This window comes from Haloferax sp. Atlit-109R (assembly GCF_003665865.1).
Lineage (GTDB): Archaea > Halobacteriota > Halobacteria > Halobacteriales > Haloferacaceae > Haloferax > Haloferax volcanii.
The window spans coordinates 1,466,220-1,479,763 of sequence record NZ_QPLO01000001.1 but is presented as its reverse complement, the minus strand read 5'-3'; the positions used below and the strand labels follow the sequence as shown (position 1 = coordinate 1,479,763).

Annotated in this window: 15 protein-coding genes; 9 read left to right on the top strand and 6 right to left on the bottom strand. The window is 68.6% G+C overall.

Annotation, left to right across the window (positions count from 1 at the left end; all coding sequences use genetic code 11):
* Nucleotides 1–7: 7 nt before the first annotated feature.
* Together DVK03_RS07750 and DVK03_RS07745 are read left to right on the top strand one after the other, a co-directional pair.
* The gene (locus tag DVK03_RS07750; RefSeq protein WP_115802617.1) at nt 8–1,537 is read left to right on the top strand and encodes a hypothetical protein; all 1,530 of its coding nucleotides are present in this window, start codon (nt 8–10) and stop codon (nt 1,535–1,537) included.
* 111 nt (nt 1,538–1,648) lie between these two features.
* The gene (locus tag DVK03_RS07745) at nt 1,649–2,026 is read left to right on the top strand and encodes a hypothetical protein (protein ID WP_004041441.1); all 378 of its coding nucleotides are present in this window, start codon (nt 1,649–1,651) and stop codon (nt 2,024–2,026) included.
* 139 nt (nt 2,027–2,165) lie between these two features.
* On the opposite strand, the gene psmB is transcribed toward DVK03_RS07745, so the two are convergent.
* Both psmB and DVK03_RS20035 read right to left on the bottom strand, forming a co-directional pair.
* The gene (gene psmB, locus DVK03_RS07740; RefSeq protein ID WP_004041440.1) at nt 2,166–2,897 is read right to left on the bottom strand and encodes a proteasome endopeptidase complex subunit beta; all 732 of its coding nucleotides are present in this window, start codon (nt 2,895–2,897) and stop codon (nt 2,166–2,168) included.
* A 148-nt stretch (nt 2,898–3,045) separates the two neighbouring features.
* Nucleotides 3,046–3,219 (bottom strand): hypothetical protein, encoded by a 174-nt coding sequence (locus DVK03_RS20035; protein WP_004063248.1) that lies wholly within the window; start codon nt 3,217–3,219, stop codon nt 3,046–3,048.
* A gap of 357 nt (nt 3,220–3,576) precedes the next feature.
* Here DVK03_RS20035 and DVK03_RS07735 point away from each other — a divergent pair, with 357 nt between their 5' ends.
* Together DVK03_RS07735 and DVK03_RS07730 are read left to right on the top strand one after the other, a co-directional pair.
* The gene (locus DVK03_RS07735; RefSeq protein ID WP_004041438.1) at nt 3,577–3,936 is read left to right on the top strand and encodes a DUF555 domain-containing protein; all 360 of its coding nucleotides are present in this window, start codon (nt 3,577–3,579) and stop codon (nt 3,934–3,936) included.
* A gap of 67 nt (nt 3,937–4,003) precedes the next feature.
* Entirely contained in the window at nt 4,004–4,543 is a 540-nt protein-coding gene (locus DVK03_RS07730) for a CBS domain-containing protein (RefSeq protein ID WP_004041437.1), read from the top strand.
* 48 nt (nt 4,544–4,591) lie between these two features.
* On the opposite strand, the gene DVK03_RS07725 is transcribed toward DVK03_RS07730, so the two are convergent.
* Together DVK03_RS07725 and purM are read right to left on the bottom strand one after the other, a co-directional pair.
* Nucleotides 4,592–5,896: a cytochrome P450 gene (locus DVK03_RS07725; protein ID WP_115802616.1), complete on the bottom strand. Its 1,305-nt coding sequence runs from the start codon at nt 5,894–5,896 to the stop codon at nt 4,592–4,594.
* 72 nt (nt 5,897–5,968) lie between these two features.
* The gene (gene purM / locus DVK03_RS07720; RefSeq protein WP_115802615.1) at nt 5,969–6,943 is read right to left on the bottom strand and encodes a phosphoribosylformylglycinamidine cyclo-ligase; all 975 of its coding nucleotides are present in this window, start codon (nt 6,941–6,943) and stop codon (nt 5,969–5,971) included.
* 416 nt (nt 6,944–7,359) lie between these two features.
* Here purM and DVK03_RS07715 point away from each other — a divergent pair, with 416 nt between their 5' ends.
* Nucleotides 7,360–7,596, top strand: a complete 237-nt coding sequence (locus DVK03_RS07715) for a hypothetical protein (protein ID WP_115802614.1) — start codon at nt 7,360–7,362, stop codon at nt 7,594–7,596.
* Between the two features lie 475 nt (nt 7,597–8,071).
* On the opposite strand, the gene DVK03_RS07710 is transcribed toward DVK03_RS07715, so the two are convergent.
* Together DVK03_RS07710 and DVK03_RS07705 are read right to left on the bottom strand one after the other, a co-directional pair.
* A complete protein-coding gene (locus DVK03_RS07710) occupies nt 8,072–8,695 on the bottom strand; it encodes a hypothetical protein (protein WP_004063252.1) in 624 nt (207 codons plus the stop codon).
* Nucleotides 8,692–10,377, bottom strand: coding sequence for a TraB/GumN family protein (locus tag DVK03_RS07705; protein WP_115802613.1), 1,686 nt, complete (start codon nt 10,375–10,377; stop codon nt 8,692–8,694). Before DVK03_RS07705 ends, DVK03_RS07710 begins: the two co-directional genes overlap by 4 nt.
* A gap of 53 nt (nt 10,378–10,430) precedes the next feature.
* On the opposite strand from DVK03_RS07705, the gene DVK03_RS07700 reads away from it, so the two are divergent.
* From DVK03_RS07700 to DVK03_RS07685, 4 genes are all read left to right on the top strand, one after another.
* Nucleotides 10,431–11,759: a glycerate kinase gene (locus DVK03_RS07700; RefSeq protein ID WP_115802612.1), complete on the top strand. Its 1,329-nt coding sequence runs from the start codon at nt 10,431–10,433 to the stop codon at nt 11,757–11,759.
* A 63-nt stretch (nt 11,760–11,822) separates the two neighbouring features.
* Nucleotides 11,823–12,443, top strand: a complete 621-nt coding sequence (locus tag DVK03_RS07695) for a winged helix-turn-helix domain-containing protein (protein ID WP_115802611.1) — start codon at nt 11,823–11,825, stop codon at nt 12,441–12,443.
* Nucleotides 12,444–12,524: 81 nt separating this feature from the next.
* The gene (locus DVK03_RS07690; protein ID WP_004041429.1) at nt 12,525–12,968 is read left to right on the top strand and encodes a bifunctional nuclease family protein; all 444 of its coding nucleotides are present in this window, start codon (nt 12,525–12,527) and stop codon (nt 12,966–12,968) included.
* Nucleotides 12,969–13,028: 60 nt separating this feature from the next.
* Entirely contained in the window at nt 13,029–13,511 is a 483-nt protein-coding gene (locus DVK03_RS07685) for an acyl-CoA thioesterase (protein ID WP_004063256.1), read from the top strand.
* The last annotated feature ends 33 nt before the right edge of the window (nt 13,512–13,544 follow it).

Genomic DNA, 13,544 nt, shown 5'->3' with positions numbered 1-13,544 from the left:
GCCGGGTATGAGCGACGACCTCGCAGAGCGCGTCGAAGACGTGCTCGCGGTCGACGCGGCCGAGTTCGAAGCGCAAGCGAAAGCCGACGCCGAGGTGCTCAAGCGCGAACTGCGCGAGGGGACCTTCGATAACCACCAGTCAATCGTCGGCTTGGAGTACGAGTTCTACGCCGTCTCCGACGGTCGCTGGTCCGCGAGCGAAGACGACGTGCACGCGCTCATGCGGGTCCCGCGCCGCCTGCTCGGCCTCATGGGCTTCGAGAAGGAACTCGGACTCCACAACGCCGAGATGACCACGAGCCCCCAACCGCTGAACCCCCACGGCCTCCGCGCGCAGGAATCCGAGGTCCGCGCCCGACTCGACGCCGCGCTCGACTGCGCCGCCGCCGAGGGGATGCGCCTCGTCTCCGACGGGATGTGGAGCATCCCGCCGGCCGGCGAGAGCGCCCGCGAGTACCTGACCGACTCCGTCACCGACGGAGGCGTCCGCCTCGCGACGAACATGAGCAACTCCGTGCGCTACCACGCGATGGCGAACGGGCCGACCGCCCCGGCGTCGTTCACGCTCGACGCGCCGCACGTCTCGCTGAAAGCGGACACCGTGATGCCCGAGGCGCTCATCACGTCCATCCAGCCGCACTATCAGGTCCCGCACGCCGACGACCTGCCGTACCACTTCAACTACGCGCTCCGGGTCGCCGGGCCGCTGCTCGCGCTCGGCGTCAACTCCCCGTTCTTCCCCGCAGACCTCTACGACGAGGACGCGACGGCCGACGAAATTCTCGACGACGGGTGGGACGAAAACCGCATCGCGGTGTTCGAGTCGGTGCTCAACTCCGGCGACCACGAGAAGGTCGCCTTCCCCGGCGACCTCGACACCGTCGAGGACGCGGTCGACCGCGTCGTCGAGGACTCCACGATGGTCCCCATGTCGGTCGAACGCGGCGACCGCTTCGACGACGACTTCGCCACGCTCCGCCGGAAACACGGCACCTACTGGCGGTGGGTCCGCCCGGTGTTCGACGGCGCGTCCCGGTCGTCGGCCAACGCCCGCATCGAGTTCCGACCCATCGCGGGCCAGCCGACCGTCCGCGACTCGGTGGCGTTCCAAGCGGCCTTCGCCGGGCTCATGGAACGGCTCCCTCGACTCGACCATCCCGTCATCGGCCTCGACTGGGAGACCGCCGAAGAGAACTTCTACACCGCGATGCGCGAGGGGCCGCACGGCGACCTACGGTGGATAGACGTCGACGGCGACGACGTGACCGGCGCGGAGCTCTACGAGGACCTGCTCGTCCACGCCCGCGACGGGCTTCGGCTCGCGGGCTGTTCCGAGGAGGAGGCCAACTACTATCTCGAACCCCTGCGAAAGCGCGTCGAGACGGGCGTCACGCCGGCCGACTGGAAGCGCGCCCGCGTCCGCGACGCCCTCGACGGCGGCGGCGACTTCGGGGCGGCGCTCCGCGAGATGCAACGCGAGTACGTCGAACGGCAGTCCGAATCGCTGCTCGAAGGCGCGTTCTCGGACTGGTTCTGACGGCGCGAGCGCCCGCGTCCGCGACGACGCTCGCGGCCGTGCTCGCCGGCCGCCGACGCTCTCACGTCTTGTCGGAGAAATAACTATTACTGCGTCCCGCGAAGACCGCGTATGGTCTCCCGTCGGACGAAAGCGGTCGCTCAACTCGGTATCGCAGTTCTCACCGCGCTCTGGATGGTGTCGATGCGCCGTCTGCTCCGCTCCAGTGACGACGAGTCCCACGAGCCGACGCCGCTGTCGCCGGGCGGACTGGCCGTCGGCGGAGCGTGGGGAGTCGGACAGGTGTGGGCGTACGACCGCGATTGCTGGAAGGTTCGGTCGAATCGGCGTCGCGGGCTGGTCGTCAGCCTCGTCGGCCTCGCGGTCGAGCGCCGACTGCTTCCCCGCACCGAGTCGTTCACGTACAGCCTCGGCTTCGGGCGCGTCCTCGGCGTGGTCGTCTACCGGGCGTGGTACGGGCTCTTGCGGCCGCTTCCAGGCGGCGACTGAGCGAGGGATTCGGCCGCGGGGATTTCGTCGCGGGCTCCGTTACGGCGGTTTCGTCGCGGGGCTCCCACCGCGGGAGTTCCGGCCAGTCCCGCCGGTCACGAATCGCGAAAATGGAGAGAAACCGCCGACTGCGGGCGACTTATTCGAGGCCTTCGAAGTTCTGGTGGCGCTGGATGTCGACGCCGTCCTCGGTGACGACGGCGATGTTGATGCCGTTGCCCGAGGCGAGGTCGCGCTCGACCGCCGAGCGGATGGCCTTCGTGGCGACTCCCTTCGCCTCCTCGATGCTGAGGCCGTCTTCGAACTCCTGTTCGAGCACACCGAGGGCGTACTGGCTGCCGGAGCCGGTGACGGTGTACTCCTCTTCGAGGATGGAGCCGGCGGGGTCGATGCTGTAAATGTGCGGGCCGGTCTCGTCGACGCCGCCGAGGATTGGCTGGACGACGTAGAACCCGCCCGAGCGGAGGAAGTTGCCGACGAGCGTCGACAGCGCCTGCATGCTCATGTCCTCGCCGCGGCGAGCCTCGTACAGGCGGACCTCGGCGCGGAGGGAGCTGATGAGCGACTGGGCGGCCGAGACGGAGCCGGCGATGGTCAGCGCGCCCGTCGGGTGAATCTCTTCGACCTTCTGGACGTCCTTCGAGGAGACCATGTAGCCCATGCTCGCGCGCATGTCGGTCGCGAGGACGACGCCTTCTTCGGTCTTGATACCGACGGTGGTCGTTCCGGTCTTCGTCTCTTTGTCACCGAGTTCGTCGGCGCGGCGGTCGGCGTTCGAGAACTCGCCGAGCTCGGGGCCGAACACGTTCGAGCGGTCGCCGTTCAGCGAGTCGAGACGGCCGGAGAACTCGTCGTGAGTCGGGGTACGCATTGTCAGCGATTGCACTTCGGCGCTGATAAATGCAACCCTTCACCTCTCCGTTGCCGGTGCCAAAGCGTCAGACGCGTGTCGGCGGCGGCCGCGCGAGGCGGTCGCTCGCGGTGAGCGGCGTCGGAAGGAGGGAGTCGCCCGAGTCGCGTTAGCGAGCCGCGGCGCGTTCGTAGGCGGTTCCGGTCGTCTCCACGAGCCGGCGAATCGGCAGGGTCACGCCCATCCGACGGGCGGCGAGCGCGACGGGGAGCAGCGCGATGCCCATCGCGACCGATAGCTGGTAGGCGGCGAACAGGACGTACTTGGTTAGGCGGGGAATCATCACCGTGTCCTCAGTCGAGGCTCGGGCGGTGCCAGTATATAAATCTTCTCTCAATCCGACGCGGAACACCCCGACGCTGTCTGTCGATTAAAGCGAACTTGTCTCTAGACCAACTAGACCGACTATTCGGCGTGGGTCGCGCGTGACCCGCGGAGTGCTTTTCTATAAGTTATAGCGATAATCACCGTGGCATGCGCGGGTCGTGCGCGCCCCGGTCGGGCGGCGGGAGCGTCGCGAATTCGGACGCATCGCGGATTCGGTCGCGTCGCGGTCGGTGCGCGCGTCGGGCGTGTGAATCCCACGCGCCCCGACACTCGAACCACAAGACACGAAACCCCACCGGCGCGTAACGTATGTATGAGCAACTATCTCGTCGCGATGGAGGCGGCCTGGTTGGTCCGGGACGTAGAAGACATCGACGACGCCATCGGCGTCGCGGTCAGCGAGGCCGGCAAGCGACTCAACCAGAAGGACAAGGAGTACGTCGAGGTCGAAGTCGGCGCGACGCCCTGTCCCGCCTGTGGCGAACCGTTCGACTCCGCGTTCATCGCGGCCAACACCGCGCTCGTCGGCCTGCTCCTCGAAATCAAGATTTTCAACGCGGACGGCGAGAAGCACGCCTCCCGCATCGCCAAAAGCGAGGTCGGCGGCGCGCTCCGCGACGTTCCTCTCGACGTCATCGACATCCGCGAGTTCGACTCCGACGAAGAGCAGTAACGCGGCGACTCCCATCTCCGGTGGGCGACCGGAACACTTTTTCATAACTACGGGTTATCACTCCGGCATGGAACTCCCCACGCCGCAGGACCTCAGGGAACGGCGGAACTCCTTGGAGTTGACGCAGAGCAAACTCGCCGACATGGCCGGTGTCTCACAGCCGCTCATCGCCCGCATCGAAGGCGGCGACGTCGACCCGCGCCTCTCGACGCTCCGGCGCATCGTCGAGGCGCTGGACGAGGCCGAGGGTCGCATCGTGCGCGCGGAAGACATCATGAACACGACCGTCCGGAGCGTCGCCCCCGACAACTCCGTCCGCGAGGCGCGCGACATCATGCTCGACGCCGGCTTCTCGCAGTTGCCCGTCATCGAGAACGGCCGCCCGCTCGGCATCATCTCGAACGCCGACATCCGCCACGTCCAAGAGGACGACGTCACCGACCGCCCCGTCAACGAGGTCATGTCCGAGGGCGTCACGACCGTCGAACCCGAGACGACGCTGGACGAAATCGGCGTCTACCTCGACCACAACTCGGCCATCATCGTCGTCGAAAGCGGCGAGACGGTCGGTATCATCACCGAGGCCGACATCGCGGCCCACATCTGAGGCGGCCCCGAACCGACGGTCGGTCCCCGACAGCCCGCCGCTGCGGACTCACCGCCGCCGGACGACGAGCGGCGTTTCTCCCTTCGGCTGGGTCGTCATTTCGGGCGTGATTGCTAACGCTCCGTCGCCGCCCCAGTCGAGGTCGAAGTCGCGGAGGACGGTCGCGAGCACGATTTTCGCCTCCGTGAGCGCGAACGCTCGCCCGAGACAGCTCCGCGGTCCGGCCCCGAAGGGGAGATAGGCGTAGGCGGGTCGGTCGGTGTCGTCGTCCCATCGCTCGGGCCGGAACGCGAGCGGGTCGTCGTACCACCGCTCGTCGCGGTGGATGCGGATGATCGAGAGGTGGATGTCCGTGCCCGCCGGGATGACCCGGTCACCGGTCGGAAACGGTTTCGCCGTCTCTCGCGGGAGCGTGTGGACCGGCGGATAGAGCCGAATCGTCTCCTTGATGACGCGTTCGAGCACCGGAAGCTCCCGGGTCGCCTCGGCGGTCACGGGGCCGTCGCCGACGACGCGGTCGACCTCGGCGGCGGCGCGCTCGCGGGTCTCGGGGTGGGTCGCGAGCAGGTACAGCGCGTAGGTGAGCGCGAGCGCGGTCGTCTCGTGGCCGGCGAAAATCATGCCCACGAGCTGGTTCTCCAGCGACTCGACGGTCGTCGGGTAGTCTGCGTCTGTTCCGAGCGCGTCGGCGAGGCGGCGAGTGAGGCTCTCGTCGTCGGCGGTCTCGACCAGTTCTCGGACCTCCTCGCGGAGGACGCGGTCGGCGCGGTCGAACCGGCGTCGACTCGGCGTCGGCACCCACGACGGCAGCACCCACGACGCGGGCGCGAAGCGGCCGTTGAGACCGTCGGCGGCCGACCGAATCCGCTCGTCGCCGTCGCGGTCGAGTTCCCGGCCGAGGATGGTGGCGAAGATGATGTCCAAGGTGACCGCCTTCATCTCGGATTCGAGCGACAGCGTTCCCGCGTCGGGCCACGTCCGCAGGCGGCGCTCGACCTGTCGGCGCATCACGGACGCGTAGTCGTCGACCCGGTCCCAGCGGAAGAAGGGGTCTAGCTCGTCGCGCTGTCGCCGCCACTCGTCGCCCTCGGCCGCGATGACGGCGTCGCCGAAGGCGGCCTCGAACTCGCCGCCCTTGACGATTGAGTCGCGGTCGGTCACGAACGCCCGCTCGAAATGGTTGGGGTGGGCGAGGACGTACAGCTCGTCCATCCCCACCACGTCGAGTCCGACCGCGTCCTCGACGCCGTGGTCCGCGAGGAGGTCGGCGACGAAGCCGAACGGGTCGGCCGCGAAGCCGACGGTGTGGCCCACGAGCGGGAGGCCGCTCGGAGTCGGTGGCGGTGAAGTCACACCACCACTATGGCGAACATCGATAAAATAGTGCTTCTCATCGAACAGTTCGATTCGGCGCTCGGTCCGGCCTCAGAGGTCGAGGCCGCGAATCGAGACGCCGTCGCCCGCCTCGACGCGCCCGATGACGCGGCCGTCGGTCGCCTCGACCAGCGCCTCGGCGTTCTCCTCGGGGACGGCCGCGACGAAGCCGGTGCCCATGTTGAACGTCGTGTGCATCTCCTCGTCGGAGACGCCGCCGCGTTCTTGGACGAACTCGAACACCGGCTGGGGGTCGAACGCGTCGTCGACGACGTAGCGGAACTCGCCCATGCGTTCGAGGTTGGTCCACCCGCCGCCGGTGACGTGGGCCGCGGCGTTGGTCTCGGCCGCGCGCAGGTCGTCGAGCAGGTAGGTGTAGAGCCGCGTCGGTTCGAGGAGCGCCTCGCCGACGGTGTCGTAGTCGTCGCCGTCCCAGTCGTCGTCGTAGTCGCCGTCGGCCGTCGCGGCCTTGCGGGCGAGCGTGAGACCGTTCGAGTGGATGCCGGACGACGGGAAGCCGACGAGCGCGTCGCCTTCCTCGGCCTCGCCGGGGAAGATGGCGTCTTTCTTCGCCAGTCCCGCGCAGGTGCCGGCGAGGTCGAGGCCGTTGATGACCTCGGGCATGACGGCGGTTTCGCCGCCGACGAGTTCGATGTCGGCCTCCTCTGCGCCCGCGGCGAGGCCCTGTCCGACCTGCTCGGCGAACGTCTCGTCGGGGGCGTCGACCGCGAGGTAGTCCACGAACGCGACGGGCCGAACGCCGGCCGCGACGAGGTCGTTGGCGTTCATGGCGATGCAGTCGATGCCGACCGTCGAGTAGTCGTCGAGCGCCTCGGCGACGAGCAGTTTGGTGCCGACGCCGTCGGTGGCGAGTCCGAGGTAGCGGTCGCCGATGTCGAGCAGGCCGGCGTAGTCGCCCGACCCGCCGCCGACCTGTGCGACGAGCGCGGCGGTCGCGGCCTCGCTCGCTTCGATGTCGACGCCCGCGTCGGCGTAGGTCATCCCGTCGGAGTCGTCGTTTGTCATGTTCGTGTACGAGATAGGCCGAAATATAAAATCACAGGGTACGAATCATACACGATCTCGCATAGATGAGCGTTCGCCGGCGACCCGACCGACGACGGATAGACGGTGGGCCGGCGTCGCCCCCTTCGGTTACCCACTTCCTGCCGAGCGTGCGCGCTCCGAGACGCCCCCCGCTACGACCCTCCTAATCGCCCGCTTCCGAGCCAATGTTATTGAATAATAGACCGCTATTGCAATATTTGCGAAAAAGCACGAGACGAGCGGATAAATATTCTCGGTCGATTTGAGACGTTTGTAAAACGTTACGAAAAGAGAATGTCTCCCGTAACCCGGCCTTGAACGGTCGAAAAAGGACCCGAATTCACGGTAACGCTCGGTCCCTTATATTATGGTCCCTGTCGTATGCAGAAGTGACGATGTCCGGAATCCCCTCCACGAACGACTCGATCGCGCTCGACTTCGCATCGACCGTCGGTCGCCTCGCGTACGCCCCCCTCGAAACCGTCGCCTTCTGGTCGGCAGTCGCGCTGCCCCTCGCGTACCTGCCCGTCCTCAGCGGCGGCCTCTCGACCGGCGAACTCCCCCTCTTCGTCGGCCTCATCGCCCTCCACGCCGTCGCGCTCGTCCTCGGGCGCGACCACGGCCAGCAGTAAACCGCGGTCCTCGACGCGGACGACCAACCCGGATTCGTCTCGGTTCCCCGCCGACGCAGGCCTCTCTCACGGCGCGCCTGCCCCTGCCCGACCGCGAACCGCCCGCAAACCAGTCCACCTGCCCGACTCCAACCGGAACACCGACCTCAGCCAACCTCTGCCCACCCCAACTCACCCCTGCCAACTTCAGCCAACCTCTGCCCACATCAGACACAGCCCAATCCAACCCCGCGTCTCGAACTGCACTCCACGGCCGCAAGCGTCCCCGAATCTCGACCTCGACGACCGGTCCCCGCCGCACTCGTGCGGTCCCCTTCTCCCCGCATTCGTCCTCGTAGCGCCCCGAGTACCGACTGCGCCCCGAGTCCTTCGAGTGCTCTCTGTTCTCCCGTCCGACGCTAGCGGTCGCTCGCGACTTCGAGAACGAGACGAGCCAGAAATAGCGCGATTGGGGTTGTCCGAAACCCCCGTCGGGTCAGAACCCGACGAACAGGAACAGGCCGACGGTGAGGAGAATCGACAGGACGAGGACGCCGGCGAACACCGGCGTGCTCCACGACTGGACCGTCTTACCGTCGAGCGAGCCGAGCGGGAGCATGTTGAACGCCGCGAGGAAGGCGTTGATGATGAGCCCGCGCGAGCCGACGAGCTGGATTACGTCGGAGCCGACGAGGACGCCGACGACGAGCACCGGCGCGAACGCGACGAGGAGCAGCAGGTTCGTCACCGGTCCCGCGAGGGCGATGAGGCCGTGTTCGCGCTCCGTGAGCACGCCGCGGTGATAGACCGCGCCGGGCGCGGCGAAGATGAACCCGACGAGCGCGCTCATGATGGCGACCGCGAGCATGCCGTAGTCGGCGCGGAACTCGGCCACCTGATTGAACCTGACGGCGACGACCTTGTGGGCGACCTCGTGGAGGAGAAAGCCCACGCCGGCCGTCAGGAGGCTCACGACGAGCGCGAGACCGAACGACCCGTTCGTCAGCAGTTGGATGGTGCGGTTGCCGCCGCCGGCGAAGAAGATGGCGAAGGCGAGGCCGAGCGCGACCCACGCGACGAGCAGGTCGCGGAGCTCGCGCGAGGAAAACGAGACGTTCACGTCAGGGACCTCCAGATGAGGTCGGCGCTGTTGCGCGCGCCCTCGAACATCAGGTTCGTCACGCCCGCGACGCCGCCGAGGTCGGAGGCGATGACGGGGATGACGTAGGTGACGAAGAGGAAGCTCGCGACGATGCTCCCGATGTTCGTCATGGCGACGACCATGATGAGCTTGAACAGCGGCACGTCGAACATCTGGCCGACGAGTTCGACGATGGGCGTCTCCTCGTCGGAGAGTAGTTCGTTCAGTTTGCCGATGTCGCCGACGTTGACCGGCGTGTGCCGGAGTTCGACGTAGCCGGTGAACCAGCCGGGCGCGAGAAGCGGGTTGATGGAGGTCATCCACGCGACGAGGCCGCCGACGAGGGCGGAAGTCCACCGCGCGCCGGCGACCTTGGCGAGCGCAGCGGCGAACACGCCGTTGATGAGGAACCACGCGCCGAAGATGGTCAGGAGTCGTTCGTTGCCGACGCCGGCCATCGCGAGGAGGACGAAGAAGGCGATGAACACGGCGGTAACGCCGAACCCGAGCAGCTTGCCCCACGGGAAGCCGTCTTTTTCCGCGACGCCGACGAGCGACTCCATCGGCGGGAGCGTCTCGGGGTGTTCGAGGTAGTTCTCGATGCCCTCGCGGTGGCCCGCGCCGACGACGGCGACGACGTGGCGGCCGGACTGCCGGAGCGCGACGAGCTGGTGGGCGATGTAGGCGTCGCGCTCGTCGATGAGCGCCTCCGCGCCGCCGGGACTGAACCGGCGGAACTCCTCCATCATCGCCGAGACCACGTCGCCGTCGGTCAGTTCGGCCATGTCGAACTCCTCGTAGTCGGCGTCGGCGTCGCCCTCGACGGGCGCGAACAGGCCGAAGGCGTTCAGGACCGCGCCGACGGTGACGCCCACGACGACGCCCGCGAGGACGCCGATGACGAGGCTGCCGACGATGGCGGTGCCGAGGCTCCCGAGGAGTCCGGAGACGAAGCCGGTACCGACTCCGAGGCCGAAGCCGGCGACGATACCGATTGCCGCGCCGCCGCCGAGGCCGGCGAGAATCGCGTCGTCGCCGTCGAGAGAGAACGAGGCGACGGTGTAGAGCAGATACGCGGCCACGCCACCGAAGACTGCGGCCGTGGCCGTGCGCGTCAACAGGAGGTCGGTGACGCCGACCGCGCCCCCGAACAGGCCGACGAGCGGCCCGAGGACGACGCCGACGGCGATGCCGAACACCGCGCCGACCCCGCGGGCGTCGGCGACCCCGAACAGGAGGTCGCCGGCCATGCGCATCTTTTCGAGCGTGCCCATCCGCTGCCAGAAGCGCTGGATGGTCACCTGGATGTCGCGGTCGACGAGCGCCACGTCGAGACCCTCTTCCTCGGCGGTCTCGACCGCCGCGAGCATGTCCGCGCCGGGCTTCACGTCGAACTTGTCTCCCATCCGCGACTGGACGTACGACAGCATCCAGTAGGCGATAAACTGGAAGACGGTGTTGCCGCGGAGCAGGTCGCGCGCTTCGATGTCGTCGGGCGTTCCGCCCTTCAGCTGTCGGTAGCGCCCCTCGTCGAGTTCGACCGCGACGACGTCGGGACGCTCCTCTCTGACGGTCTCTTCGACCTCTCTGACGCTGTCGGCCGAGACGTGGGCCGTGCCGACGACGCGGACGTGGCCCTCGCCGGGCGACGAATCGTTCATCGCCGGGTTTACCGCCCCACGGTTTTTATCCGTGTCGGCATCTCCCACGAACTATGCAGGAGTTCGACGCGCGAACCCCGACGCCCGCCCACGAGACGGCCATCGACTGCCTCCGCGCCGGCGTCGAGGCCGTCCTTCCCGACCGCGTCGTCCGCGAGTCGGTGTCGCTCGACGGCGACGCGCTGACCGTCGCGGACGAGACCTACGACCTGAGCGCCTACGACCGAATCCTCGTCGTCGGCGGGGGCAAAGCCGGCGACGGCGTCGCCGACGCCCTCGAAGCCGTCCTCGGCGACCGCATCGACGACGGCGTCGTCGTGACGCCCGACCCGACGCCGAGCCCCGACGGACGCATCGAGCGACTCCCCGGCGACCACCCGGTCCCCTCCGCGCGCGGCGTCGAGAGCACCCGGCGACTCGTGGACCTCCTTTCGGACCTCGACGACCGGACGCTCGTCCTCGCGGCCATCACGGGCGGCGCGAGCGCGGTCCTCCCGGCCCCCGCCGAGGGCATCTCGCTCGCCGAGTTGCAGGAGACGACCGACAGACTGCTCGAAAGCGGCGCGGAGATTCACGACCTCAACGCGGTCAGAAAGCACGTCTCGACGCTGAAAGGCGGCGGTCTCGCGCGACTCGCCGCGCCCGCGACGGTCGTCGGCCTCGTCCTCTCGGACGTGGTCGGAAACGACCTCGGCGTCATCGCCTCCGGCCCGACCGCGCCAGACGAGACGACCTACGACGACGCCCTCGACGTGCTGGACCGCTTCGACCTCGACGTGCCCAAACCGGTCCGCACGCGCCTCGCCCGCGGCTCCGCGGGCGACGTGCCGGAGACGCCGAAGCCCGGCGACCCGGTGTTCGACCGGGTGACGAACCACGTCCTCGCGGACACGTTCACCGCGCTCGACGCCGCCCGCGAGGTGGCCGACGACCGCGGGTACGAGTCGCTCATCCTCTCCTCTCGCGTGCGCGGCGAGGCGCGCGAGGCCGCGAAGACCCACGTCGCCGTCGCGGAGGAGTCGCTGGCGACCGGAAACCCGATCACCGCGCCCGCTGTGGTCCTCTCGGGCGGCGAGTGCACCGTGACGGTCCGCGGCGACGGCGACGGCGGGCCGAACCTCGAATTCTGCCTCGCGGCCGCCGCGGAACTCTCCGACGGGACCGTCCTCGCCAGCATCGACAGCGACGGAAAAGACGGCGGGACCGAGGTCGCGGGCGCGGTCGTTGACGCCTCGTCGGTCGCCGCGGGCGACGCCCACGCCGCGCTGGCGAGAAACAACGCGCTCCCGGTGCTCCGAGAGGCCGGCGCGCTCGTCGAGTCCGGCGCGACGGGGACGAACGTCAACGACCTGCGCGTCCTCGTGGTCAGCGAGGGCGTCTGAGCGCCGGCGATTTTCGGCTGGCGGGACAACAGGTTTGTATCCTCCGGCGGAGTACTCCACGCCATGGCCGGTTTGTTGCCCTCCACCCCCGACACCTCCGCCGCGGACGAGTCCTCCCCGCGGGTCATCGGACTCGAAGACGACGAGGCGTCGGACCTCCTGTCGGCGCTCTCGTCGGGGACGGCCCGCCGCGTGCTCGCCGCGCTCCACGAGGAGCCGACGAACGCCGCGGAGCTCGCGGAACGCGTCGACACGTCGCTCCAGAACGTCCAGTACCACCTCCGAAAGCTCGACGACGCGGGCCTCGTCGAGGTGGTCGACACCGTCTACTCCGAGAAGGGCCGCGAGATGAAGGTGTACGCGCCCGCCGACAGGCCGCTCGTCGTCGTCGCCGCGGGGGAGGAAACCCGGACGGGGCTGGCGTCCATGCTGACGAGCCTGCTCGGGGGCGTCGCCGTGTTGGCGCTGCTGTCGGCGCTCGTCCAGTGGGTCGCCACGCGCGGGGTCGGCGTCCTCGGCGGCGGTGGCGGTGCCGCGGAGTCCGCCGACGCCGGGGCGGTCTCGACGATGGCCGCGGAGGCCGCGCCCGCGGCGGCGCAGGTCGTCCCGCCGGGGCTCGCCTTCTTCGCCGGCGGCCTCGTCATCCTGCTCGTCGTCGCGGCCGTCCAGTTCGCCCGACGGTGAGGCCCCGCGGGGGCCGACGGCGACCGGGCCGGCCATTCGCGCTGGGGTAACTATTCGTACTCCCCCCAACTACAACGTAGCATGAAACACCGTGCCGTGGTCCGCGGTATCGGGGTCGGCGTCGGCGAAGACGGCTCGAACGTCCCGGCGGTCGTCCTCGAAGCGCGCGACGAGTTCCTGCCCATCGTCATCACGTCGGACCAGGCTCAGGCCATCCAACTCGGTCTCTCCGGCGAGCAGTTCGAGCGCCCGCTGACCCACGACCTCCTGGTCGAGATGGTGACGGAGTTCGGGGGGGCAATCGACAGCATCCGCATCGACGACCTCTCGAACGGCACGTTCCTCGCCAAGGTCGACGCCGAGCGCTACCACGACGGAGAGGCGCGGTCGGTCGTCTTCGACGCGCGCCCGAGCGACGCCATCGCCCTCGCCATCCGCGTGGACTGCCCGATTCTCGTCTCCGACGAAGTGCTCGACGCCGCCGGCCAGTCGCCCGAGGCGTTCGACGCCGACTTCGACGAGTGACCCGGGGCCGTCGCCGCCGCGCCCCACGATTTCAAGCCCCCTCGGCGTGACCCTGCTCGCATGAGCGAACCCACCGCGACGCTCGACGAGTCGCGCACCGAGATGACCGAACTCCTCCTGCCGAACGACACCAACAACCTCGGGCGAGCCCTCGGTGGCGCGGTCCTCCACTGGATGGACATCTGCGGGGCCATCGCGGCGATGCGCTTTTCGAACCGCCAGTGCGTCACCGCGTCGATGGACCACGTCGACTTCATCAGCCCCATCGACCTCGGTGAGGTGGCCGTCATGGAGGCGTACGTGTTCAACGTCGGTCGGACCAGCGTGGACGTGAAAGTCGACGTGCACGCCGAGAACCCGAAGACCGACGAGCGACGGAAGACGACCACGTCGTTCCTGACGTTCGTCGCGCTCGACGACGACGGGAAGCCGACGCCCGTGCCCCGCCTCGTCTGCGAGACCGACGAGGAAGAGGAACTCCGCGCCGAGGCGGTCGCCGCCCGCGCCGACCAGCTCGAATCCGTCATCGAGCGCATGGAGTAGGGCGGACGCTCCCACCGACGACAGCGCCGAACT